Below are 22,794 nucleotides of genomic sequence, written 5' to 3'. Positions count from 1 at the left end.
CTGCGCCCCTGGCCGGCGGACGCCTGCCTCCCGCGGCATGGGCAGCAGGAAGGCGCGGCCTGCGCTGGCCAGCCTCAGAAGCTCAGCTGCAAGCCCACGTCGATCGACCTGCCTTCGGCCGGCAAGGCTTGCAGGGCGCCGCCGTTTGCCTTCAGGCCCGACAGGTAGATGCCGCCCAGCGGGTCCGCATACGCACGGTTGAACAGGTTGCTGACCCCGGCGTTCAGCGTCGCCATCTTGCCCAGCGCCACGCTGCTGCGCACGTTGACGAGCGCATAGCCGCCCGTTTCCCGCTCCAGGCGGCGCGCGTCGACCCTGTCCTTGCGCGCAACGACCTTCGTTTCGATGCTGGTGCTCCAGGCGCCCAGCCGGTGCTCCACGGCCAGCAAGGCATTGAGCGGCATCATGCGGTACAGGTCGCCGCCGTCGCTGCGCTGGCCACGCGTCCAGGCCGCATTGCCGCTGGCGCTCAAGCTGCCCCACCGGCTGCTGCGCGCCAGCGGCCGCTGCCACGCCAGATTCACGCCGTACACTTTCGCATCGTGGTTGGCAAACTGCAGCAAGTTGCCCTTGGCGCCCATCTGCATGTAGGGGTGGAACGCCGCCAGCACGTCGACGTCGATATAGTTGTCGACCTTGCTGTAATACGGGTTGACGCGCAGGAACCAGCCCTCGTCGCCGCCATGCCAGTCCGCCGTGAAGGCCGCCGTGTACGCTGTCTCGGGCTTGAGGTCGATATTGCCCACGTAACCATTGCCGTCGCCGAACCAGTTGGTCATGGTCATGGCCATCGAACCGCGTCCCCACGAGTAGCGCTCGTACAGATTGGGCGAGCGCACCTTGCGCGCCAGCGCAAATTCATAGCGGCTGGCCGCATCGGGCGCGTAGGTCGCTTGTGCCGAAGCATCAATGTTCGTGTCGCGCTGGCGGCGGTCGCGCGCATTGAAGGCGGCGGCGGCCATCGCATCGGCCATGTTCATCATGTTCGCGCCATACGACTGCACGTCGCCCGTGTCCATGCGCACGGATTCGCCGCGCAGGCCCAGCATGCTCGTCCAGCGGGCATCGTGGCGCGTTTCCAGCTCGCCGAACAGCACCGTGCGCTCGCGCTTGCCGTCATTGATGTTCAGGTAGGTACGCGGCCCCATCATCATTGAACCGGGCACGGCGGGCCAATAATCGTCGAGACGGAAGCCGTGCCATTCCTGGCCCAGGCGCAGCGCGCCCGCCGCCGTGGGCAAGGTGGCCATCAGCGCATAGCCCGTGTTGCGGCCATGCGTGAGCATCGGCATCGTGCCCGTGCGCTCGGGCGTGAAGAAGCCCATTTCATGGTCCGTCTGCTGCCAGTAGGCGCGCGCGTCCAGCATGCCCCAGGCGAACGTGCCCTGGTAGGCCAGATTGGCGAACTGGCCGTGGTTGTCCGTCATGTCCATGTACTGGTTCGGGAAACCCTGGTAGGGAATGTGCTGCACGCCGGCGCGCAGGGTCAGCTGCTGGCCCTGGCCTTTTGCCGCCAGCACGATGGCCTGGTTGATGCTTTCAACCATGCTGGCCAGCACGGTGTTGCCATGGCCATCTTCATAGCTGTGGCTGCGCGTGGCGGCGCCGCTGTAGCCGATGCCGAGGGTATCGCTGGCGGCCGAGGCGTTCACGCTGGTGGCCACGCTGTTGTTGACGCTGCGGCCCGACACGGCAAGGCTGCCCTGCGTCAGCAGCCCCGCGCCGGGCTGGGCAAACACGGGCGCCAGCGACTGCACCTCGATGCTGCCGCCGATGCTGTCGCCGCCCATGCTGACGGGGGTGACGCCCGCGATCAGGCGGATGCGCTGCACCTGCCGCGGGTCGATGTAGGACAGCGGCGCATTCATGTGGTTGGCGCAGGCCGACGTCAGCTCCATGCCGTCGATGCGGATTTTCAAGCGGTCATCGGCAAAGCCATTGACTACCGGCAAACCGGACACGCCGCCACCGGCCGCCACGCTGTAGCCGGGCGTGCTCGACAGCATCAGCGCCGTGTCGGCGGCGGGACGGTAGCCATCCTTGACGCCCGTGACGATGACTTTCATCTCAGGCAAGACCGGCTCGCTGCGGGCCTGGCCCAGGGCGGGCATGGCGATAACAAAAGAAATAATGAATGGAAAATGTTTCATGGTGCTGCTTTCAGATTCTGTATGGGCAAGACGAACGGCCGCCCGCACGCAAGGCATGCGGCGCAAGGCAGTTCGGGGAAGGGACAGGTCAGAAAGCGGTGGGCGGGCCGCGGGGCTGGACGGGCGTCCAGGCAAACAGGGGCGTGGCGGACTGGTAGAACAGCAGGGGCAGCAAGCCAGTGAGGACTTCGCCGGACGCCAGCACGAGGGTGGTGGGAGGAATGTCCAACGTGGCCGCATGCATGCTGCAGCACGGGCAATCCATGCGCATGGCGCCCTTGGCGGGATCGGGCGCCTCCGTGGACAATTTCACGGGCAGCATGTTCATGCCGCCCGCCACGGAGCAGATCTCGAAACTGGGCACGGCCTGGCCGCTGGCGACGGTGAACGCGCGCGACAAGGTGGGGGCGAGCGCGGCCATGAGGATGGCGAAGCACGCGATCCACAGGACGACGACGGCGCGGCCTTGGCGAATAAACATGGCGGCATTATAACGGCCGCCCTGCCCCGTGCCCAGCCGCGCCGTCAAGGAAACGTTACAAAGCGTCCAGTTTCCTGCGCTCGGCCAGCAAATCCGTCTCGCTGAGCGGCAAATACCCTTCCTCGCTATCCTGCTGCGCGTCGAGGATGGCTTGTCCCTGCGGCGACAGGGCCAGCTGCAGATACGCTTTCACCAGCGGATCGAGCGGCCTGCCAGGCGCGCGGTTCACGTACAGCTGCACCGGCATCGTCAATGGATACTTGCCTGCACGCACGGTGGCTTTGTCGGGACCGTAGTATGGCGCGCCGGGCGCGGCCGCCAGCGGCAGCACGCGCACCTGGTCCGAGATGGGCGCCGCATTCACCCAGCCCAGCACGGCGATGCCGTAGCGGTCGGCGGCCACGGCGCGGATCACGGCTTCGCGCGAGGCCAGCGCCTCGTACTGGGCCGCGAACGGACGCTTGCCGAAACGCGCATGGCGCAAGCCCGTGGCGAAGCCGCCATCGTCGCGCAAGCCGTAGGGGTGGATGCGGCGCGGCGCCCACTCCCCTGTCGCGCCCAGCTGCGACCACAGGTGGACGTCGCCGGCAGGCGCGCCCGCCGTGAATACCTGGCCCAGCTGTTCCATCGTCAAGCCCGCCAGCGGATTGTCGCGGTGCACGTACACGGCGGGCGGCGTCTTGGCCGGCGGCCGGGGGCCGTGGCCGTTGTAGCCGATGCGCACGGGCGTGGCGTCGTAGCCAAAGACTTGGCGGAAGGCCGCCTGGTCGCCCGGCCACATGTCGCGCGTCAGCGGCGCAAATGCCGTGGCACCCGCCGTCAGCGCGGGCATGCCGGCCGACGAGCCTTCCATGCGCAGGCTGAAGCGCACCTGCGGATGCTGGCGCGTAAACAGCGCGTTCAACTGCGTGATCACTTCCTCCAGCCCATCGTTGCCGACGATGGCCACGGTGCCGTCATGGTTCACATACGCTTGCGCGGGGTCCACGGCCAGGGGCGCGGCATGCAGGCTGCTTGCCAACAGGCAGCAAGCGGCCAAGGTGCTCATTTTTAATGGCGTCATTCGAGTTTTTCCAGTTCAGTCCTGGCCTGCGCGGCCGTCAGGGGCAGGTAGCCGCCGGGCTGCGCGGCGATGATGGCCTGCCCTTCGCGCGACAGCACGAGGCGCAGGTATTCCTTCGCCAGCGGATCGACGGCCTGGCCCGGCAGGCGGCGCACATAGAAATACACGTAGCGGCCGTACGGGTAGCGGCCGGAGACCACTTCCTCGTCCGTGCCCGTCGCCGCCTGGCCGTCGGCGCCCACGATGGCCAGCTGGCGCAGCTGCGGATGGCGCACGCCCAGCGCGGCCACGCCGATGCCGGCCGGGTCTTGCGCGATGCGCCCCGTGATGGCGGCCGTGTTGCCAAGCTCTTCGTGATTGGGCGCCAGTACGCGGCCCTGGAAGTGTTCGCGCTGCAAGTAGTCGCCAAAGCCCGTCCAGGCCGCCGTGCCGTAGGGGTGGATGGCGCGCGCCCGCCATTCGCCGCTCAAGCCCAGCTGTCCCCAGCGGCTAAAGTCGCCCCCGGGATTGCCGATGGACAGGATTTGCGACACTTGCGCCGCCGTCAGCTGCGTCAGGGGATTGGCGCGGTTCACGTAGACGGCCAGGGAAGTGGCCAGGTGGCCGTCCGGCGTGGCCGCCGTGTGCGCGATGCGGATTTCCAGCGCGTCGCGCCCGACGATCTTGCGGTAAGGCACCAGCTCGATGGCATTGATGGCGCGGCCCATGGCGCCGAACAGGATCTTGTCATGCATCAAGAGCGGCACGGCGCTGCTCGTGCCCTTGCCGTCAAAGCCCAGCACGATGCCCGGATGGCTGGCCGCGAACAGGGCATTCCATTGGCCCACGGCGGTGGCCACGTGCTCGGCGCCGCCGATCATGGCCGCGCCCGTCCCGCGGTCCACATAAGCGGCCGTAGCCGGCACCTTGACGGGCTGCGGCACATATGCGGGCAAGGCGGGGTCGAGCGTGGCTGCGGCCCATGCCGGTGCCGACAGGACCAGCAGGAAGGCAGCCAGCGGCAAGGAAGGCTTATTTGCCATCGCTGGCCCAGTCCACGGCCGCGTCGAACAGGCGCAAGCCGGCCGGCGACAGATTCGTAAACGTTTCATTGTCGAGGAAGAAGCTGACGCGCCGCGCGGGCGCCAGGCTTTCGTAATCCATGGTGGCGCCCTTTTCATAACCGAAGATGGCGGCTTTTTCCGGCTCGCCATAGATGGTGGCGATCGTCGTCGCGCCCAGGCCCGGCTTGCCCCAGCTCATGGTCGATTGCTTCTGATAGATGTCCACCGTGCCGGCCGGCAAGCCACCCGCCAGCGCGTGCGGCGCGTTGACCAGCCACACATAGCGTGATTTTTCCACCGTGCCATAGTCGACGCCGGCCCGCTTGCCCGTCATCGACAGGTCGTCATACAGGTCGTTTTCCCACGTCAGCACGGGCACGGTAACGTTGCGGTAGGCGCCCAGCATATCGCGCCCGCGGATGGTCGACGACAGGATCACCAGGTCCTTGCCTTGCGCGCCGGACACGGGCGCGTACTGGCTGTGCAGGGTGACGGCATAGCCGCGCGACTCCAGGTGTTCCTTGATCTTCTGGTCGAAAGGCAGGCTCTTGCCTTCCAGGCGCACCACCAGCAGCACCTGTTTGCCAGGTGCAACCTGCGCCGCCTGCACATGCATCGTGCCGGCCAGCAGGACCGCCGCCAACGCGGTGTTGAGCAGGCGCATCACAGGTCCACCTTCATCGACAGCTTGATGGCGCGCGGCGCACCGGAAGCCAGGCGCGTGCCCGCGCCAGCCCAGTAGCGCTTGTCCGCCGCGTTTTCCACGTTGAGCTGCCACACGACGGCCTTGTTCATGACCGTGCTGGCATAGCGGGCACCGGCGCTGAACAAGGTCACGCCGCCGAGGAATGCCTGGTTCAGGTCGTTGACGGGACGGGCGCTGTAATAATACGCGCCGCCATTGACGGACAGTCCCGGCACGGCATCGAAGGCGTAGGCGAGGAAGGCGCTGGCCGTGCGCTTGGACGCGTTTTCCGGCGCCTTGCCGTTGTAGTCGGCGTTGATGTTCTCGAACGTCGGGTCGAGGAACTGGGCCGACGTCTGCCACGACAGCTGGCGCGTCAGCTTGCCCTGGGTCGACAGTTCCAGGCCGCGGTAGCGCTGTTCGCCATCCGAGGTGAAGACATTGCTGCTGTTGGTGTAGTAGCCGGGACGCGTGATGTCGAACATGGCGGCCGAGAGCAAGGTGCCGCCCGGCGTCATCCAGCGCGCGCCCAGTTCCTTTTGCTTGCTGACGCCGGGCGCCATCTTGACATTCTGGTTGACGGTGCCCGTCGGACCCGTCTCGCCCTCTTCCAGGCCCCGCGCCGACGAGGCATAGAAGGAAATGGCTGGCGTCAGCTTGTAGACCAGCGATACCATCGGCGTGGTCTTGCTCACGTCATAGTGGCTGGCGCCCTGGTCGCTTTGATAGCTGGTGCGGCGCACGCCGATGACGCTTTGCCATTGCGGGCTGAAGACCATGCGGTCGAGCGCATACAGGCCCGTGTCGCGCGTGTCCAGGGCGGCCGTCGTCGGCGTGGTGGGCTTGGGACCGAACACCACATTCGTCACCGGCACGGGGTTGTACAGGTTTTGCGCCGCGATCGTGTAATTGCTCTGGTAAATGGGGTCCTGCGACTTGTCCGTGCGCGAGGCGCCCAGGGTCAGTTCATGGGCGATGAAGCCCGTGTTGAAATTGCCGGCCAGTTCCGCGCGCAGCAAGTCCGACGCCGTCACGTGGTGCTGCATGTTGCCCGTGATGCGGCCCGCGCCCGTTTCCACGGCAGCCGCGTTATTCAGGCGGAAGATCGCCAGGCGGCGGTCGCGCGCCGTTTCCGAGTGCCCCGCTTCCACCGTCAAGGCCCAGCCGTCGGCGATGGCGTAGTCGGCGCGCAATTGCGCGTTTTTCGTCTGCGCTTCAAAGTTCGACCAGTCCGGGCCGATCAGCTTGCGCGGGTCGACGGCGCGCGGCAAGGTGATCACGCCTTTCACGGCGGCAGGCAAGGCCACGCCCGCCTGCTCCGTGACGCGGCGGCGGTCGTATTCCAGGTCCGCCTTCAGCAGCAGTTTGTTGGTCACGCGCCAGTCCAGCGCCGTCGACAGGAAGCTGCGGTTGCCATTGCCGACATTGTCCAGCCAGGAACCCAGCGTGCCGCCGGCCGCATTCACGCGCACGCCGAATTCCTGGTCCGCGCCGAAACGGCGGCCAATGTCGACATTCGCCACGGCACTGCCGCGGTCATCGAGGCTCAGGCCCATGCTCGTGACAGGCTTGCTGCCGGCCCGCTTGGTGACAAAATTGACCACGCCGGCCGGCGACGTGAAGCCGTAATACAGGGCCGAAGCGCCCTTCAGCACTTCCACCCGCTCCTTGTTTTCCATGGATACCTGCGAGAAGTTCATGATGGGCATGGAACCGTTCAAGCGGTAGTTCGTGCGGTTTTCCACGGCAATGCCGCGCACCACCAGCTGATCCCAGGTATCGCCGCCATTCTGCTGGCGCGTCACGCCCGCCGTATTGCGCACGGCGTCATACAGGCCGGACACGGCTTGCTGCTCCAGCAATTCGCGCGTGATCACGTTGACGGTGGATGGCACGTCCATGATGTTGGCCCCACGAAAACTGCCCGCCTCCGTCGTGGTAGGCACCAGGCCTTGCGCGCGCGCGCCGGTCACTTGCACCGCCTGCATGACTTTCTCATCGCCAGCCGTCAGATCGTCCTGGCCATTGGCGCCATTCGCAGCAGTCGCCGCGTGGGAGGCGAAGGCCAGGGACAGGGCCGCGGCCACTGGAAGGAGTTGCAAAGAAGGAAAAGCTGCACGCATAAAGACGGGTCTTTCAACAGAAAACATTAATAGAAGGAAACTTCAAGTTACGCCGCATGATATCCGTAACGAGAATCATTCGCAATGAATAAGTGATAATTCGTGAGAATGTCCGGGTTTTCACAAGAGAAACAGTCCGTCACGCTGCCTGTTATCACTTGAACACGTTTGGATTTTGCAGACGAGCTCGCAAAGAGGCATACTGACAGTCACGGCGCGCAGGACGCGCCGCCCCACAAGATCAAAAGGTAAGTTCGTGAACACAATCGACAAGAAAAGCGTGCAGACGAAATCATTTCGCTGGAAACGCTGGCAGCGCTGGGCCGTTGGCACAGGCTGCGTGCTGGCCGCCTACAGCGCGGCCGGCTTCTGGCTGGTGCCCTACGCCATCAAGCACCAGCTGCCCAAATTGGCCGAAAAGGAACTGGCGCGCCAGGCCAGCATCGCCGACGTGCGCTTCAATCCTTTTACCTTGCGCCTGGAAGCGGACGAGATCGCCTTCAAGGAAGCGGCCAGCGCGGGTGGAGCGGGCGGCGCGCCGCTGCTGTCCATCGGCGCCCTGGCCGTGCAGCTGGAATGGAAGTCCATCGTGCGCCGCGCCTGGAGCCTGGCGGAAATCCGCATCACGGCGCCGCAGGCGCAGCTGACCATCACGCCGGACGGCAAGTTCAACCTGGCCGAAGTGCTGGCCACCTGGCAACGCAACCACCCGGACAAGAGCGACGGCGCGATGCCGCGCCTGATCATCGGGCACTTTGCGCTGGAACAGGGCAAGGTCGACTGGCAAGACCAGAAGGCGGGCTATGCCGACAACTTCACGCCCATCGACTTCACGCTCGAGAATATCTCGACCTTGCCCGACGCCAACGGCAGCTACAGCCTCAGCGCCGACGCATCGCGCGGCGGCAAGCTGCACTGGCGCGGCACGGCGTCCTTGAATCCCATCCGCGGTGATGGCGAACTGATCCTGAACGACGCTTCCCTGCCCGGCCTGGCCGCCTACCTGAAAGCCTACACGCGCGCCACGGTGACGAGCGGCAAGCTGTCGGCGCGCCTGCCCTACGCCTTTTCGTATGCGGACGGCAAGCTGGAAGCCCGCCTCAAGGGCGCGGGCCTGGCCTTGCGCGACCTGGCATTGGTACGTGACGGCAAGGGAGAACCGTTTACCGCATTGAGCACCCTGGGCATTGCCGGCGTCAACGCCGACCTGGCGCGCCAGAGCGTCACGATAGACAAGATCAACCTGTACGGCGGCAAGGTGGCCGTGCGCCGCGATGCCAAGGGTGAAATCGACGTGGCGAACCTGATGCGGGCGGGCAATCCCACAGCACCAACGGCCGCACCTGCCGCAGCAGCAAAGCCGGGCAAGTGGAAAGTGGACTTGCATCAGCTAGCGCTGGCCAATGTGGACGTGTCCGCCATCGATGAAACCGTCTCGCCAGCGCTACAACTGAGCGCCAGGCAGCTGCAGCTGAACTTGCAACTGGCCTTGCAGCAAGGGCAGACGGGAAACAGCATCATTGTCGACGGCGCCAACTTCAGCCTGGCCGACCTGGCCATGCAGCGGGGCACGCAAACGCCGTTCAAGCTGGCCCAATTGGGTTTTACGGAAGGCAAGATCGACCTGGCGGCGCATACCGTGCACCTGGGCGCCGTGACGGCCAGCGGCGCGCAGATCGACCTGGCGCGCAACCGCCAGGGCGATTTTGCCATCGCGCAAAAGCTGCCCGTGTTTGCCTCCGGCAAGGCTGATCCGGCCAAGGACGCGCCATCCGCGCCCTGGTCCACCAAGGTAGACAAGGTAGAACTGAGCAAGTTCGGCGCCCGTTTCGACGACGCTGGCACGGGCATCAAGGGCAATCTGCAAGACGCCCGCCTGTCCCTGCAAAACGTCAGCAACGACATGCAGCAGGCGCTGCCGTTCGAGCTGGGCGTGGGTTTGCGCGAAGGCGGCTTGCTCACTGCCAACGGCAAGTTCGTGCCCGGCACGGGTGCCGTCGATGCGCAATTGAATCTGAAACAGTTGACCCTGGCGCCCGTGCAACCCTTGCTGGCCCAGCATCTGAAACTGAAGCTGGCGGGCGGCTCGCTCTCCGGCAGCGGCCGCCTGACGACGGGTGGCGGCGCGCCCAAAGCGCCGAAAATGCGTTACGTGGGCGGCGTGGATGTCGCGGGCCTCGTGCTCAATGAAACGGATGGCAAGCGCTTTGCCTCGTGGAAAAGCGTGCGCGCCGACAAGCTGACGGCCAGCGTGGGGCCCGACTTTGTCGACATCCCCGAACTGCGCGTGGTCGAGCCGAACGCCCAGCTCATCATCGAAAACGACCGCAGCCTGAACGCGCAGCGCCTGCTGGTGAAAGTGCCGGAGCCGGCCACCGCCCCTGCTCCCGCACCATCGGCCGCCGCCACGCCGGCCGCCGACGCCGCCTTCCCCGTGCGCGTGCGCCGCGTGCGCCTGCAGAATGCCAAGCTGGACTTCGCCGACCTCAGCCTGCGGCCCCAGTTCGCCGCCAAGATCTATGAATTGAATGGCGTCATCACGGGCCTGTCCACCAAACGCGATGCGCGCAGCCAGATCGAGCTGGACGGCCGCATCGACGAGTTCGGCCTGGCCCGCGTGCGCGGGCAATTAAATCCCTTCGCCCCCACGGACAACACGGACTTAAACGTGGTCTTCAAGAACGTCGACATGGTGTCCGCGTCGCCCTACACGATGAAGTTTGCCGGTTACAAGGTGGCGGAAGGCAAGATTTCGCTGGACTTGCAGTACAAGGTGCGCAACCGCCAGCTCGATGGCACCAACCAGGTCGTGCTCGACAAGCTGACCCTGGGCGAGCGCATCGACAGCCCGGACGCCCTCAAGCTGCCACTGGAACTGGCGCTGGCCATCCTCAAGGACAGCGACGGACGCATCGACCTGGGCTTGCCCGTGTCGGGCGACATGAGCGACCCGCAATTCAGCTATGGCGCGCTGATCTGGAAAGCCGTGGGCAATGTGCTGACGAAAATCGTCACGGCGCCGTTCCGCGCCCTGGGCAACTTGCTGGGCATCAGCGCCGACAAGCTCGAAGCCGTCGACTTCGATCCCGGCAGCGCCGTGCTGCTGCCGCCCGAGCGGGAAAAACTCAAGCAGGTGGCGCAAATTCTCGCCAAGCGCGAGCAGCTGAAGCTGGCCGTGCCGGGCCAGTACAGCGACACGGATGCGGCCGCCCTGCGCGCGCAAGCCGTGCGCCGCGCCGTCGCCGCCAAGGCCGGCATCAAGCTGGAAGCAGGCGAAGAGCCGGGACCGCTGAACCTGGGCGAACGCAAGGTGCGCGGCGCCCTGCGCGACCTGTACGCGGAACGCTTCGGCAAGGCGGAACTGGCCAAGCAAAAAAAGGCGGCGGAATCGGCGGCCCCTGCATCAGCGGCGGCCGCCTCCGCCAGCGCCTCCGCGCCGGCGACGGCAAACATCCCCGTCTGGCAGCGCCTTGGCAAGCTGATCGAAGGGGAACCGCAAGTGGCCGACACGGGCGCCTTCTACAACGGCTTGCGCGAGCAGCTGGAAGCCAGGCAGCCGCTGCCTGCCGATGCGCTCAGCAAACTGGGCGCCCAGCGCAGCGCGGCGATTTTGGCGGCCCTGCAGCAGGATGGCACGCCAGCGTCGCGCGTCAGCGCCAGTGCGCCGGAAAAGACGGAGGCCGCGCCAGGCAAGCCGGTGGGACTGAAGCTGGGATTGGCGGCGAAATAAAAATGGCGTTGTCCGCAACAAGCTTGCGGACAACGCTTTTCATCAGGAAACAACTTTATTTGAATTTATTTCTTGGGCAGGAATTTTTGCAGATCGAATGTGCCGACATCAAATTCAAATACAGGCGATCCTTCCTGATACATTTCCGCTGCAATGCGCAGTCTTTTTGCCTTTTGCAATTCCTTGAAAAATTTATCTCCATCGCGAAAATGGATCGTTGTCGTGCTTTGATCAGAGGAGCCAACGGCCTTGTAATAACCCGGCGGACTGTCGTCGAATCTCACCTGTACCAGGCAATCCTGATAGGATTGGCACAGTATCTGGCCCTTCTCGATCGAGAACATCACACTCTTCTTCGGCCGGCTATCACTCGTCAGTGTCAGACTGGCAGTCTGCACACCGTTATACGGAAAAGCAAAATCGACAGTATTACTACTATGCACATTGGCAAAGTAGACCATATCGCTGCTCATTTTATCTTCGTTGGTGAAGTAATACCATGGACTTGCCGGCTTGACTTCCGCAACAGCGGCAACAGGGCTGCTATTTGCCGCAGCCTGCGTATTGGCATCAGGTGCTTTGGGAGAACAGGCGATCAAGGAAAGGAGCATTGCTGTTATTGCGGAAAGTCGTAACTTTGTCATTGAAATCATTCACACGTTATTTAAAGTGAAATACCGAATTGCAGTCTAACAAATGGCATTCCCACAAGCAACATGCAAATATAAAAACTGCAGCGTCAATTAATCACAGAACCGCTCGCCAATACAATGTGCGGCACCGTCGATTGACAGTGCCGCAACGGACTTGCTTACTTCCCTTTCCGCTCCTCCTTCACCACCTCGTCCGGCAAGGCAAACGCCACCAGGCTGTCGCCCATCTTCGTGCCCAGCGAACCGTGGCCGCCGGCCATGACGACGACATATTGCTTGCCCGTCTTGTCGGAGACATAGCTCATCGGCGTGGCCTGGCCGCCTGCCGGCAGGCGGGCTTTCCACACGGTCTTGCCATTGCGCACGTCATAGCCGCGGATGTAGTAGTCAAGCGTGCTGCTGAGGAAGGCCACGCCGCCGCCCGTGGTGCTGATGCCGCCCAGGCTGGGCACGCCCAGCGGCAGGGCGATGGGCACGGGCGCGCTGTCGCGCGTGGTGCCATTCTTGTGCATCCACACTTTCTTCATGGTGCGCAGGTCGACGGCAGCCACGTAGCCCCAGGGCGGCGCCTGGCAAGGAAAGCCCAGCGGCGACAGGAAAGGCTTGATTTCCACGGCGAATGGCACGCCCGTCTGCGGCTGCAAGCCCATTTCCGTGCCCGTGCCACCGGGTGCATTGGCTTGCGCGCGCGGCACCAGGCGTTCCAGGAAGCCCATATAGTCGGGGTTGACCAGCAGCAATTGCCGGCCTGGATCGACGGCCGCCCCGCCCCACTCGAAGATGCCCAGCGGGCCCGGCGAGATGATGGCGCCCTTGATCTTGCCTTCGGCCACGGTTTGCGGCGTGAACGGGCCTTCATAGCGGTGCTGGCGGAAGATGATGCGGCACGCCAGCTGGTCGAACGGCGTCGTGCCCCACATGTCCGTTTCGCTGATGTTTTTCTCGGGCAGGAAGGTCAGCGCCGAGAACGGCTGCGTGGGCGACAGCTTGTCGCCAGGCGCCGCGTTGGCGGTCGGCACGGGTTTTTCCGGCGCCGGCACCACCAGGCTGCCGTCGCGCCGGTCGATCACGTAGATGTCGCCGCGTTTCGTCGTGGCCACCACGGAAGGCACTTTGCCCTTTGGCGTGTCGATGTCGACCAGGGTGGGCTGGCCGCCGATATCCATGTCCCAGATATCATGGTGCACGGTCTGGTAGACCCAGCGCACCTTGCCCGTCGCCAGGTCCAGCGCGACGATGGCACTATTGTATTTCTCGCCGTGGGGATTGCGGTTGCCGCCCCAGGTATCGGGCGTCTCATTTCCCATCGGCACATACACCATGCCCAGCTTTTCATCCACGCTGGAGACGCCCCAGGAATTGGGCGAATTATTGGTATAGGTCTTGCCGTCGGCGATGGGCGCCGTGTCGTCCGGGTTAGAGGCGTCCCAGTTCCACATCAGCTTGCCCGTGACGGGATCGTAGCCGCGGATCACGCCCGATGGCTCTTCGGTGGAAAAGTTGTCGGTAACGCTGGCGGCCATCACCACCACGTTCTGCGCCACGGCCGGTGGCGAGGTGGGCATCAAAAAGCCCCGCTTCTTCATGCCCATGCCATGGTACAGGCCGATCACGCCATTTTCGCCAAAGCTCTTGCAGGCCTCGCCCGTGTCGGCATTGACGGCGATCAGGGTGGCATCCATGGTGGGCGCGAAAATGCGGCGCGGGCATTCCATGCCGGCCGCTTCCGGCGCCGGATTGTCCTTGGCGCGGCCCGCGTTCACGTCCCAGTACGCCACGCCGCGGCAGATCATGTGCTGGTAGCTCGATGCGTCGCGGTTGATCTTCGGATCGTGGCGCCAGATCTCCTTGCCCGTGTCCGGGTCCAGCGCGATGACGATGTTATGCGGCGTGCACAGGTACAGCATGCCGTTCACTTTCAATGGCGTGACTTCGTTGGCGATCTCGCCCGGGTCGTTCGGCCCCTTGAAGTCGCCCGTGTTGTAGACCCATGCCTGTTTCAGCTGCGAAGCATTGGCCGGCGTGATCTGCGCGGCCGGCGCGTAGCGGTCGCCATAGCCGGAGCGGCCATACGCGGCCCAGTCGTTGGGCGCCACGCCAGGCGCGTAGTCGCCCTCGGGCTTGCCCGCCATGTTCTCGGCCGGCACCTCGCCGTGCAGGGTGTAGTAATCCTGGAACAGGGAAAACACGCCCACGGCAGCCGTCACCACGACGGCGGCGAGCAAGGCGCTCTTGCCCGCGTCGCGCGGCTTCACTCCCGCGGCCAGGGGCGGATCGAGGCGCCGGTCGATGAACGGCAGCAGCAGCCAGACGGCGGCGGCGAACCAGATATCCAGGCGCGGCAGCAATTGCCACCAGTCGAACTTGACTTCGATCACGGACCAGATCAGGGTGGCGAACAGCAGCAGCGCCAGAAACGGCTGGGCGCTGCGCCGCCCTTTCCACACGAGCGCGCCGGCAACTATCATGCCGATACCGGCGACGACGTAGTACCAGGAGCCGCCTAGGCTGACGAGCCAGGCGCCGCCACCGGCAAGCGCCAGGCCAAGCAAGATGAAAATGACTGCGGTGATGATGAGCAGGGGTCCAGGCCGGGGAGAGGCACTCATGATGCTCCTTTAGAGGCGTTGTCATTCGGCGGTGCGCGCCTGCGCACCGTATTGAGGGCAATCAAGGAAATTACATTTTTTCACTAATTAACAAAGCGTGGCACACGCCAGAACGCAGTCTTGATGCGGTGTTGCTTTTCACCACACCGCCCCTGCCGGGGCCGCCACGACAGTGGCACATCAGGAAAAAATAAATTTCTCAAATAAAATGAATATTGCCTTAAAATGAATTAATCGTGATTTTTGTGAAAAACGTTTAATTCGTCGCACAGCAGGCGCGGCGCAACGTCTTCGACAGGAGTTCCACCATGCCGCACGCCTCTTTCCGTCACGCGTCCCCTTGGCAGGCACTGCCATGAGCGCCTTCATCTACACCTATCTGCTGGCCCGCCACGACGGCATGACCCTGGTACGGCCAGGGCTGGCGCTTGCGGGACTGCTGTTGCTGCTGGCCGCCGTGCTGTGGCGCCGTCCCCGCTGGCGCATGGCCGCTGCTGGCAAGACAGCGGCGCCCGGCACGCCTGGCGGCTTGCCCAAGCTGCTGCAGGCGCGCAATGCCCCTGCCATGATGGCCGAACGCCTGGCACCACCGGCACCCGCGGAGCGCCGCGCGCCCCCTTTCCAGCAGGCGCGCCTGGATGCAATGTTTGGCGAGGACCGGCTGGTGCAAGGCGAAATCCTGTCGCTGTTCGTGGCCGAGACGCGCGACCGCCTGGCCGGCATCGCCCATGCCTTGCGCTACGCCCGCACGGCATCGGCCCGCGTGCTGGAACAGGAAATCTTCGATACCAGCACGGCACTGGGCCTGGTCCAGCTGCGGCACCTGTCCGGCGCGGCCGTGCATGCCAGCTTCAACAATGATATCGAGGCGCAGCGGCGCCTGCATGCGGACCTGCTGGTGGCGCTCGAGGTGCTCTCTGGCGAAGTGACGCGGCTGCAGCAGCCGCAGCGCCACGAAGAGCGGCGCAGCGATACGGCCAGCCAGCGCTGACTGCAATTCGTGAGATTTGGCAAATTTGATTTTCACGCCATGCCTGCGTATGATGGCCTCATCCTCACCGAACCTGGGCTCCCATGCAAGCAGCCGACGTCTGTACCACACAACAAGCTGCCGAAATTCTCGGCATTTCCGTCACCTCGGTCCAGCAGCTGGTGGAAGCGGGCATCATCGAGGCGTGGAAAACCCGTGGCGGCCACCGGCGCATTCCCCTGTCCGCCGTGCATGCCTACAAGAGCGGCTACACACAACATAGTCAGGATACGCCTCCGCCACGCCCGGGAAAGCAGGCGCAGAACGGCCAGCCGCCCTCCATCCTGGTGATCGAGGATAATCCCATGGAGCGGGCGCTGTATCAGCAACAGATCGCTTCCTGGGGCTTGCCGGCAAGCTTGCGCTTTTGCGAAAACGGCTACCAGGCGCTGATGGAAATCGCCCGCGACCAACCCGACATTCTATTGAGCGACATCATCATGGACGGCATCGACGGCTACGAAGTGATACGCACCATCCTGGCCGACCCGCTGCTGGCGGACATGCATGTGGCCATGCTGTCGAGCCTGCCGCCGCAAGCGCTGCACGACCGGGGCGGCGTGCCGCCGGGCGTGGTGTTCTTTGCCAAGCCCGTCAATTACGACGAATTGCGCGGCTACCTGCGCGCCTGCTGCGCCGCCCATGCGCGGCGCGCCGCCAGCGCCTGAATCCCGGCCGGCCATGTCGCCCACGGCGTCCTATCAGCATATCGATCCGGCCCGGCTGCTGCATGCCGCCTGCCACGACCTGCCCCTGTTCCGCGCGCTCTGCCAGACCTATCTCGACACGGCGCCGGCCCAGGCGGCCCAGCTGGAACAGGCCGTGCGCAGCGGCATGCCTCAGGCCATCGCGCACAGCAGCCACGGCTTGCGCGGCAGCGTGGCGCTGCTGGGCGCCGATGCGCTGGCCAGCCGCCTGGCCGCGCTGGAAGAGCTGGCGCGCCGGCAGGAATGCCCGGCGTCCGGCTGGCTCGACGAGACGGCGCAGATGCTGGCCCAGGTGGAAACGGAAGTGCGGCGCGGCATGGCCGAGTACCAGGATAGCCGGGTCTGAACAGCGCGTTTACTTGTCAATCAGTGATTAATTCTTAAATGCAAGTGTTATACTTATCTCAATTATACGAGGGAGTTCAAGATGATCTGGTGCCGTGACCTGCTGTTGAAAGCTTTCATGCTGGGCATGCTGATCTTCGTCGTCGGCGAATCGCTGTCCTACTGGGCGCCCGACATCAAGAAACTGCTGGCCTGGCGCCCATCCTGAAGCGCCCTCAGCCTTCGCGCCCGTCCACCCTGGCGCGCCACAGCCTGGGCGCATACACGAGCGCAAACAAGGCAAACGCCAGCGACCAGCACAAGCCTGCCGCCAGCAGCGCCGGCATATACAAGGCTCCTGGCCCCGCCGCCGCCAGCAGGCGCGCCAGCGCACCCAGCTGGATCAGCCAGTACATCCACGCCTCCGCCCTGCCCGCCTTGAGGGGACGTCCCGTGTGGCCCAGGGTCGTGCGCGTCATCATGCCGATGATCAGGCCCGCCATCGAGCCCACCGCCAGCGCGTGAAACGCGGCACTGGCAGGCAGCCAGCCCAGGCTGGCCAGCGCCAGCAGCGCAAAGCCGATGCCTATCCATGCATACGACAGGTGCAGGATCCACAGCAGCGGCACGCGCAAGGTGCGCTGCGGCTGCCAGGCCAGCAGGCTGGCCAGTGACAGCGCGCCTGCAGCCAGGCTCAGCGGCGCCGTCAGCGCTCCCGGCGCGCCCGCCAGCCAGGCGATGCCGGCCGTCGCCATGCACGCCGCAGCCAGCATGGCCCGTTTCGGACTGGCCACGGGCGTGCTGCCCGGCGCGCCATTACGTGTAAACATGGGAATGACGCGCGCGCCGATCACGGACTCGATCAGCACGATGATCAAGATGGCCGCCTGCACGGGGACGGACAGCGCCAGCGCCAGCCAGCCCAGCGCGGCTGCATGGTACAGGCCATTGGCCAGCGCCAGCAGGGCCAGCAAGCCGACGAGGAACAGGTTGCGCGTATTGCCTGCGCGGCGCAGCACGCGGTACAAGGGCCAGGCGGCCAGCGGCAGGAACAGCCAGTCGGCCAGCGCCGCCGCCACGCCGGGAAAGCCCGCCATGGCCACGCGTCCCGCCAGCCACAGCCCCGCCAGCGCCATCAGCGGCGCGCCATGCGGCGTGGCCAAGCCCGTCCAGTTGCGCCCCGCCGTATATAAAAACCCCACGACGACGGCCACGGCGAAGCCGAACACCATTTCATGCATGTGCCAACCCAGCCCCACCTGCAGGCCGTCCGGCAGCCAGCCCAGGTAACTGGCCAGCCACAGGGGGATGCTGACGGCGGCAAACAGCGCAGCCAGCAGGTAAAACGGCCGAAAGCCCAACTGCCAGACGGGGTGGCCGGGGCGCCAGGGCGCCGTGCCTGCGGTGGCGCGGGAAATGGAAGGTTCGCGGATGGGCGTAATGGCCATGGTCGGCTCGCATTAAAAGATATATTCAATATACTACTTTAAAAGCACAAGAACAGCCATCGGCAAAAAGGACTAGTAAGATGGCCGGAAACGGGACGGCAGAAAATGGCCATGGGGGCTGACCCGGCGCGTCAGACCCACATGAGGCCAAGGCTACTTGCCCTGCCGGTGCTCCACCGCGTACACGGCCGCCTGCACGCGGCTATTTAGGTTGAGTTTTTTCAGCACGTTCTGCACATGGATCTTGACCGTGCTTTCCGCCAGGTCCAGGGTGCGCGCGATGCCCTTGTTACTCTCGCCGCGCGACAGGCAATCGATGATTTCCTTTTCGCGCGGCGTCAGCTTGTCCAGTTCCGACACGGGCTCCTCGCGCCGCGTGCCCGCCTGCAGCTGCGCCACCAGCTTGCCCGTCATGGCTTCGGCGATGACCACTTCGCCGGCGGCCGCGCGGCGGATGGCGCGCACCAGGTAGTCGGCGTCGATATTCTTGATCAGATAGCCGCAGGCGCCCGCGCGCAGGGCCGTGGCCAGGTCGTCGGCATCTTCGGACACCGTCAGCATGACGATGGCCGTGTCGGGGCAGTCGTGCTGCATCAGCTGCAGCGCTTCCACGCCCGACATGCCGGCCATGTTCAGGTCCAGCAGCACCACGTCGGGCTGCAGCTGGATGGCGCGCTTGATGCCTTCCACGCCATCGGCCGCTTCGCCGACGACGGCAAAATCGGTATGGCGCTGCAGCAGCGAGCGGATGCCGCTGCGGAACAGCGCGTGGTCGTCCACCAGCATGACGGTGATGGGCTGATCGGGAGTCTCCATGTTTTTACTTTCAGGTAGTTGCTATGCGGCGCGCCGCTGTTCGCGCGACAAGTGCAGTTCGACGGTGGTGCCGCCGCCAGGGCTGGCATGCACGTCGAACGTGGCCTCGATGCGCTGCGCGCGTTCGCGCATGATATGGATGCCGACATGGCTGTCGCCCTTCTCCAGCACGGCGCACGCATCGAAGCCCACGCCATTGTCGCTGATCGTCAGGGTAAAGTCCTGGTCATCGGCCAGGCGCACCTCGACGTGGCTTGCCTGGGCGTGCTTGCGGATGTTCGACAACGCTTCCTGCACGATGAATAATAGCTGCAATTGCTGTTCGCGGGGGAATGGCGCGCCATCGACATCGGCCAGCAGGTCGGCGGCGATGCCCGTCTGGCGGCGGAATTTGTCCAGCGCCGCGCGCAGGGAGCCGATCAAGTCGTCTTCCATCAGGCGGCTGCGGAAGTTCGCCAGCAGCTCGCGCACGTCCTCGTAGCTTTCCTTCACGCCCGCGTGCAGGGCCGGGACGATGCCCGCCACTTCCTCGAAGCGCGCATGGCGCACCGAGTCGTCGAGCATCTGCACCTGCAGGTTGAGGAAATTGAGGCTTTGCGCGATGCTGTCGTGCAGGCCCTGCGCCACCAGGTTGCGCTCTTCCGAAACGGCCATTTCCCGTTCGCGCGCGGCCAGGCGCAGGTTTTCCAGCGCGATTCCCAGCAGCTGGCCCAGCGTTTCCAGCAAGGCCAGCTCGCGCGCGGAAAACACGCGCGCCAGGCGGAAATGCAGGTTGAAAAAACCCAGGTGCTGTTCGTGCGCATGGATCTGGAACACGGACACGGTGGCAAAGCCTTCGCGGTGGCAGCGCAGTTCATGCGCCCTGTCGATGCGGCGCATGTCGTGCACCTTCGCCACATTCATCTCGACGGCCGTGCCGCACAGGCAGTCGCCCACCTTCAGGCAGTGCTCGGACGCCACCAGTTCCTCGGACAGGCGCGTATGCACCACCATGTGCAGGTTGCCCCGCTCCGCATCGAGCACGCGCACCGTGGAGCCATCGGCTTCGAAATGCTCGACGATGCGCTGCATGAAGCCGCCGCAGATGGCTTCCAAAGGCTGCGGGCGCTGCAGGAAAGCCGCGCTCTCGTACAGCAGCGCCAGTTCGCGGTTGCGGTATTCCAGGGTGGCCGTCTTGCTGCGCACACCCTCTTCCAGATTGCCATACAGCGCCTGCAGGCGGTCGGCCATCTGGTTGAAGCCGCTGGCCAGCTGGCCGAATTCGTCATTGCTCTCGACAGCCAGGCGCACGCTGAAATCGCGCTCCTTCATGCGCTGCATGCCCAGGCGCAGGCGCGTCACGGGTTCGATGATAAGCATGAACATCAGGTAGATCATGCTGACCGTGCCGAGGATGGCCATGGCCAGCAGCACCATCTGCGAGGCGCGCAGCCAGAACGTGCGCTGCTCGCTGTCGTGCTCGATCAAGCGCACCAGCTGGTCGACCTGGCCGGCAAACACGTCGGCGTCATGCCCGAACTGGCGCGCCTTGAGCGTGGAATCGGCCGCCAGCGCGGCCGGACGCAGGGATGCGCGCCAGGCCTGGCCGATGCGCTCGAATTCGGATTTGATGGCGCCGCTGGGCGGCAGGAACAGGGGCCGCTGTGGGTCGCCGTGGGCGATCTTGGCCAGGGTCTCGTCGATGAGCAGCGCCTGCTGCTGCGCCTGATCGCGGGCGTCGCTGGCCAGCAGCAGGGTCAGGCGGTAGGTCTGCATGCGCAGCCGGCCCGTCTCGTTGATGGCGGCCGAACTGCCTTCCAGCTGCCACGACAGGAACAAGGTGCAGCCGATGGCGCTCAAGGCCAGCACCAGCATGAGCAGCAGCGCGCCGACGATCTTGGTCGACAGCTTCTGCCAGGAGGAAAACATCGCCTTGAATTTCATAGTTCCTTTAGCTTTAACAAGCGCACCCCAGTTGCCGCGACACCTGGCAAAACCGTAGCGAGCGGCAGTGATTTGCGGCCGAGAAGCGCAACCGTACTCCAGTACGGTGAGCATCGCCGGCCGCAAGGCGCGACGCGTAGCAGGTTTGGCCAGGTGTCCATCCTAGCCACCGGTCTGCGCCATGAAGCGCACTATCTTGTCCGGCTGCGTATTAAAATCATGCTGCTGCGGCTTGAGTTCGATGGCGGCGCGGATCGCCGCCTCCAGCTCTGCATCCGTGGCCCCGCCGCGCAGCATGGGGCCAAAGGCGAATTTCTCTTCCTGGCCCAGGCACAGATACAGGGTACCATCGACGGACAGGCGCACGCGGTTGCAGGTGGCGCAAAAGTGCTGCGACATGGGCGTGATGAAACCGATGCTGGCGCGCCCGTCCGGCGTCGCCAGATAGCGCGCCGGCCCGCCGCCCAGCTCCGCCGCCTGCGGCACCAGGCCGAAGCGCTGGGCCAGGCGCTCGCGCACGACCGTCAGCGGCATGTAGCGGGCGTTGCGGCCCGTGCTGCCCATCGGCATGGCTTCGATCAGGCGCAGGATGAACTGCTGCTCGATGCAGAAGGCCGCCATGGCCTCGATCTGGCCGTCGTTGACGCCGCGCATGGCCACCATATTGATCTTGATGGGATCGAAGCCGGCCGCCTTGCCCGCCATCAGGCCATCGAGGATGGGCCGCAGGCTGTCGCGTCCCGTGATCTGCTGCATGCAGGCGCGGTCGAGCGAATCGAGGCTGACATTGATGCGGTCCACCCCTGCCGCGCGCAAGGCCGCGGCGTGCCTGCCCAACTGCGTGGCGTTGGTCGACAGCGACAGGTCGTGCAGGCCGGGCAGCGCGGACAGCTTGCGCGCCAGGTCGGGCAGATTGCGCCGCAACAGCGGCTCGCCGCCCGTCAGGCGCACGCGGCGCGTGCCGAGGCGCACGAAAATGCCAATCAGGCGCTCGATCTCGTCGAATGTCAGCCAGTCCTTCGGCTCTTCAAAACCGCGAAAGCCCTTGGGCATGCAGTAATTGCAGCGCAAGTCGCAGCGGTCTGTGACGGACAGCCGCACATAATCGATAGCACGGCCAAAACGGTCCTGCAACTTGACGCTACCCATGACGCTACTCCTGTTTCTTCCTTGATTGTAAAGGCTGGGGCATGATTTGGCTGTGCCCCAGAATGCCTAGCGGCCTACGCCTTCCGGACTACGCATTTCTACTTACTGAACCAGCGGGCCGGCCGTGCCTTCGAGCTCGATGCCGGCGATCTCGGCGCGGCCCACCAGCACATGCAGATACTGGTGCACGGCGCGCTGCCAGGCGGCGCGCGCCAGCCGGTCGGCGATCTGCGCCTGCACCGCCTCGTAGGCCATGGCCTGGCCTTCGACCCGGCGCAGCACTTGCACGATGTGGTAGCCGAAGCGCGTTTCCAGCAAATGGCCGGCCAGCGCGCCCGCTTCCAGGCGAAACACGAGCGCATCGAATTCCGGCACGCTCTGGCCCGGCGACAGCTGGCCCAGGCTGCCTCCCAGGGCGCCGGACGGACAGTTCGAGTACTGCGCCGCCAGTTCGCCGAAGCGATCGGGCGCCAGCTTCAAGGCATCGAGCACGGCCTGGGCCGTGGCCCGCAGCAGTTCCAATGGCGCCTCCGGCGTCACCTGGAACAGGATGTGGCGCGCCTCGACCAGCGCGCCGCTGCGAAACAGCTGCGGGCGCTGCGCATAAAACGTGCGGCACGCCGCATCGTCGGCGGGCGGCACGCGCACTTCCTGCGCGAACAGCGCTTCGATGCGGTCGTCATCGCTGCCGCCCTGCACGCCCAGGCGCTGCGCCTCGTCCAGCAGCAGCCGGCGCAGCACCAGTTCATGCACGGCCTGTTTCAAGGGGTTGCCGGCACCGTCGTGATGCGGCAATTCGCGGGCGATGTCGGCATCGTCGATATCGATGCCATTGACGGAGATTCCCATCTTACTTTCCT

The 22,794-nt window shown here is 65.0% G+C and carries 18 protein-coding genes; 5 read left to right on the top strand and 13 right to left on the bottom strand.

Annotated elements, in window-relative coordinates:
• Positions 1-74 precede the first annotated feature (74 nt).
• From ACZ92H_RS16510 to ACZ92H_RS16485, 6 genes are all read right to left on the bottom strand, one after another.
• Positions 75-2,150 (bottom strand): TonB-dependent receptor, encoded by a 2,076-nt coding sequence (locus ACZ92H_RS16510; protein WP_465050104.1) that lies wholly within the window; start codon positions 2,148-2,150, stop codon positions 75-77.
• Between the two features lie 88 nt (positions 2,151-2,238).
• Complete coding sequence (locus ACZ92H_RS16505; protein ID WP_465050105.1) at positions 2,239-2,631, bottom strand: DUF2946 domain-containing protein; 393 nt, start codon at positions 2,629-2,631, stop codon at positions 2,239-2,241.
• A gap of 55 nt (positions 2,632-2,686) precedes the next feature.
• Complete coding sequence (locus ACZ92H_RS16500) at positions 2,687-3,694, bottom strand: PstS family phosphate ABC transporter substrate-binding protein (RefSeq protein ID WP_465050106.1); 1,008 nt, start codon at positions 3,692-3,694, stop codon at positions 2,687-2,689.
• Positions 3,691-4,716, bottom strand: coding sequence for a PstS family phosphate ABC transporter substrate-binding protein (locus tag ACZ92H_RS16495; RefSeq protein WP_465050108.1), 1,026 nt, complete (start codon positions 4,714-4,716; stop codon positions 3,691-3,693). Before ACZ92H_RS16495 ends, ACZ92H_RS16500 begins: the two co-directional genes overlap by 4 nt.
• On the bottom strand, positions 4,706-5,401 hold the full coding sequence (locus tag ACZ92H_RS16490) for a hypothetical protein (protein ID WP_465050110.1): 696 nt from the start codon (positions 5,399-5,401) through the stop codon (positions 4,706-4,708). The genes ACZ92H_RS16495 and ACZ92H_RS16490 overlap by 11 nt, the downstream gene beginning before the upstream one ends.
• Positions 5,401-7,545 carry a TonB-dependent siderophore receptor gene (locus ACZ92H_RS16485; RefSeq protein ID WP_465050111.1) on the bottom strand — a complete coding sequence of 715 codons (2,145 nt, stop codon included), beginning with the start codon at positions 7,543-7,545 and terminating at the stop codon, positions 5,401-5,403. Before ACZ92H_RS16485 ends, ACZ92H_RS16490 begins: the two co-directional genes overlap by 1 nt.
• A gap of 256 nt (positions 7,546-7,801) precedes the next feature.
• Here ACZ92H_RS16485 and ACZ92H_RS16480 point away from each other — a divergent pair, with 256 nt between their 5' ends.
• Positions 7,802-11,275 (top strand): DUF748 domain-containing protein, encoded by a 3,474-nt coding sequence (locus ACZ92H_RS16480; RefSeq protein ID WP_465050113.1) that lies wholly within the window; start codon positions 7,802-7,804, stop codon positions 11,273-11,275.
• A gap of 65 nt (positions 11,276-11,340) precedes the next feature.
• Here the strand turns inward: ACZ92H_RS16480 and ACZ92H_RS16475 are convergent, their stop codons facing one another.
• Complete coding sequence (locus tag ACZ92H_RS16475; RefSeq protein WP_465050114.1) at positions 11,341-11,919, bottom strand: hypothetical protein; 579 nt, start codon at positions 11,917-11,919, stop codon at positions 11,341-11,343.
• A 167-nt stretch (positions 11,920-12,086) separates the two neighbouring features.
• Complete coding sequence (locus ACZ92H_RS16470) at positions 12,087-14,537, bottom strand: membrane-bound PQQ-dependent dehydrogenase, glucose/quinate/shikimate family (RefSeq protein ID WP_465050116.1); 2,451 nt, start codon at positions 14,535-14,537, stop codon at positions 12,087-12,089.
• 355 nt (positions 14,538-14,892) lie between these two features.
• On the opposite strand from ACZ92H_RS16470, the gene ACZ92H_RS16465 reads away from it, so the two are divergent.
• The 4 genes from ACZ92H_RS16465 (at position 14,893) to ACZ92H_RS16450 (ending at position 16,827) form a co-directional block, all read left to right on the top strand.
• Positions 14,893-15,528: a hypothetical protein gene (locus ACZ92H_RS16465; RefSeq protein WP_131370104.1), complete on the top strand. Its 636-nt coding sequence runs from the start codon at positions 14,893-14,895 to the stop codon at positions 15,526-15,528.
• A gap of 83 nt (positions 15,529-15,611) precedes the next feature.
• Positions 15,612-16,235 (top strand): response regulator, encoded by a 624-nt coding sequence (locus ACZ92H_RS16460; RefSeq protein WP_465050119.1) that lies wholly within the window; start codon positions 15,612-15,614, stop codon positions 16,233-16,235.
• A 13-nt stretch (positions 16,236-16,248) separates the two neighbouring features.
• Positions 16,249-16,620: an Hpt domain-containing protein gene (locus ACZ92H_RS16455; RefSeq protein ID WP_465050121.1), complete on the top strand. Its 372-nt coding sequence runs from the start codon at positions 16,249-16,251 to the stop codon at positions 16,618-16,620.
• An 81-nt stretch (positions 16,621-16,701) separates the two neighbouring features.
• Positions 16,702-16,827, top strand: coding sequence for a hypothetical protein (locus ACZ92H_RS16450; RefSeq protein WP_465050123.1), 126 nt, complete (start codon positions 16,702-16,704; stop codon positions 16,825-16,827).
• 7 nt (positions 16,828-16,834) lie between these two features.
• Here ACZ92H_RS16450 and ACZ92H_RS16445 read toward each other — a convergent pair whose 3' ends face one another.
• From ACZ92H_RS16445 to ACZ92H_RS16425, 5 genes are all read right to left on the bottom strand, one after another.
• On the bottom strand, positions 16,835-18,046 hold the full coding sequence (locus ACZ92H_RS16445) for an NnrS family protein (protein WP_465050125.1): 1,212 nt from the start codon (positions 18,044-18,046) through the stop codon (positions 16,835-16,837).
• Positions 18,047-18,199: 153 nt separating this feature from the next.
• A complete protein-coding gene (locus tag ACZ92H_RS16440) occupies positions 18,200-18,862 on the bottom strand; it encodes a response regulator (protein ID WP_131370115.1) in 663 nt (220 codons plus the stop codon).
• Positions 18,863-18,883: 21 nt separating this feature from the next.
• Entirely contained in the window at positions 18,884-20,770 is a 1,887-nt protein-coding gene (locus ACZ92H_RS16435; protein WP_465050127.1) for a type IV pili methyl-accepting chemotaxis transducer N-terminal domain-containing protein, read from the bottom strand.
• Positions 20,771-20,947: 177 nt separating this feature from the next.
• Positions 20,948-21,934: a GTP 3',8-cyclase MoaA gene (gene moaA, locus ACZ92H_RS16430; RefSeq protein WP_465050129.1), complete on the bottom strand. Its 987-nt coding sequence runs from the start codon at positions 21,932-21,934 to the stop codon at positions 20,948-20,950.
• A 102-nt stretch (positions 21,935-22,036) separates the two neighbouring features.
• A complete protein-coding gene (locus tag ACZ92H_RS16425) occupies positions 22,037-22,783 on the bottom strand; it encodes a peptidylprolyl isomerase (RefSeq protein ID WP_465050130.1) in 747 nt (248 codons plus the stop codon).
• Positions 22,784-22,794 lie beyond the last annotated feature (11 nt).

It is taken from the genome of Janthinobacterium foliorum, assembly GCF_978021625.1.
The sequence above is the reverse complement of the archived record's forward strand: the minus strand, read 5'-3'. Positions and strand labels throughout refer to the sequence as shown.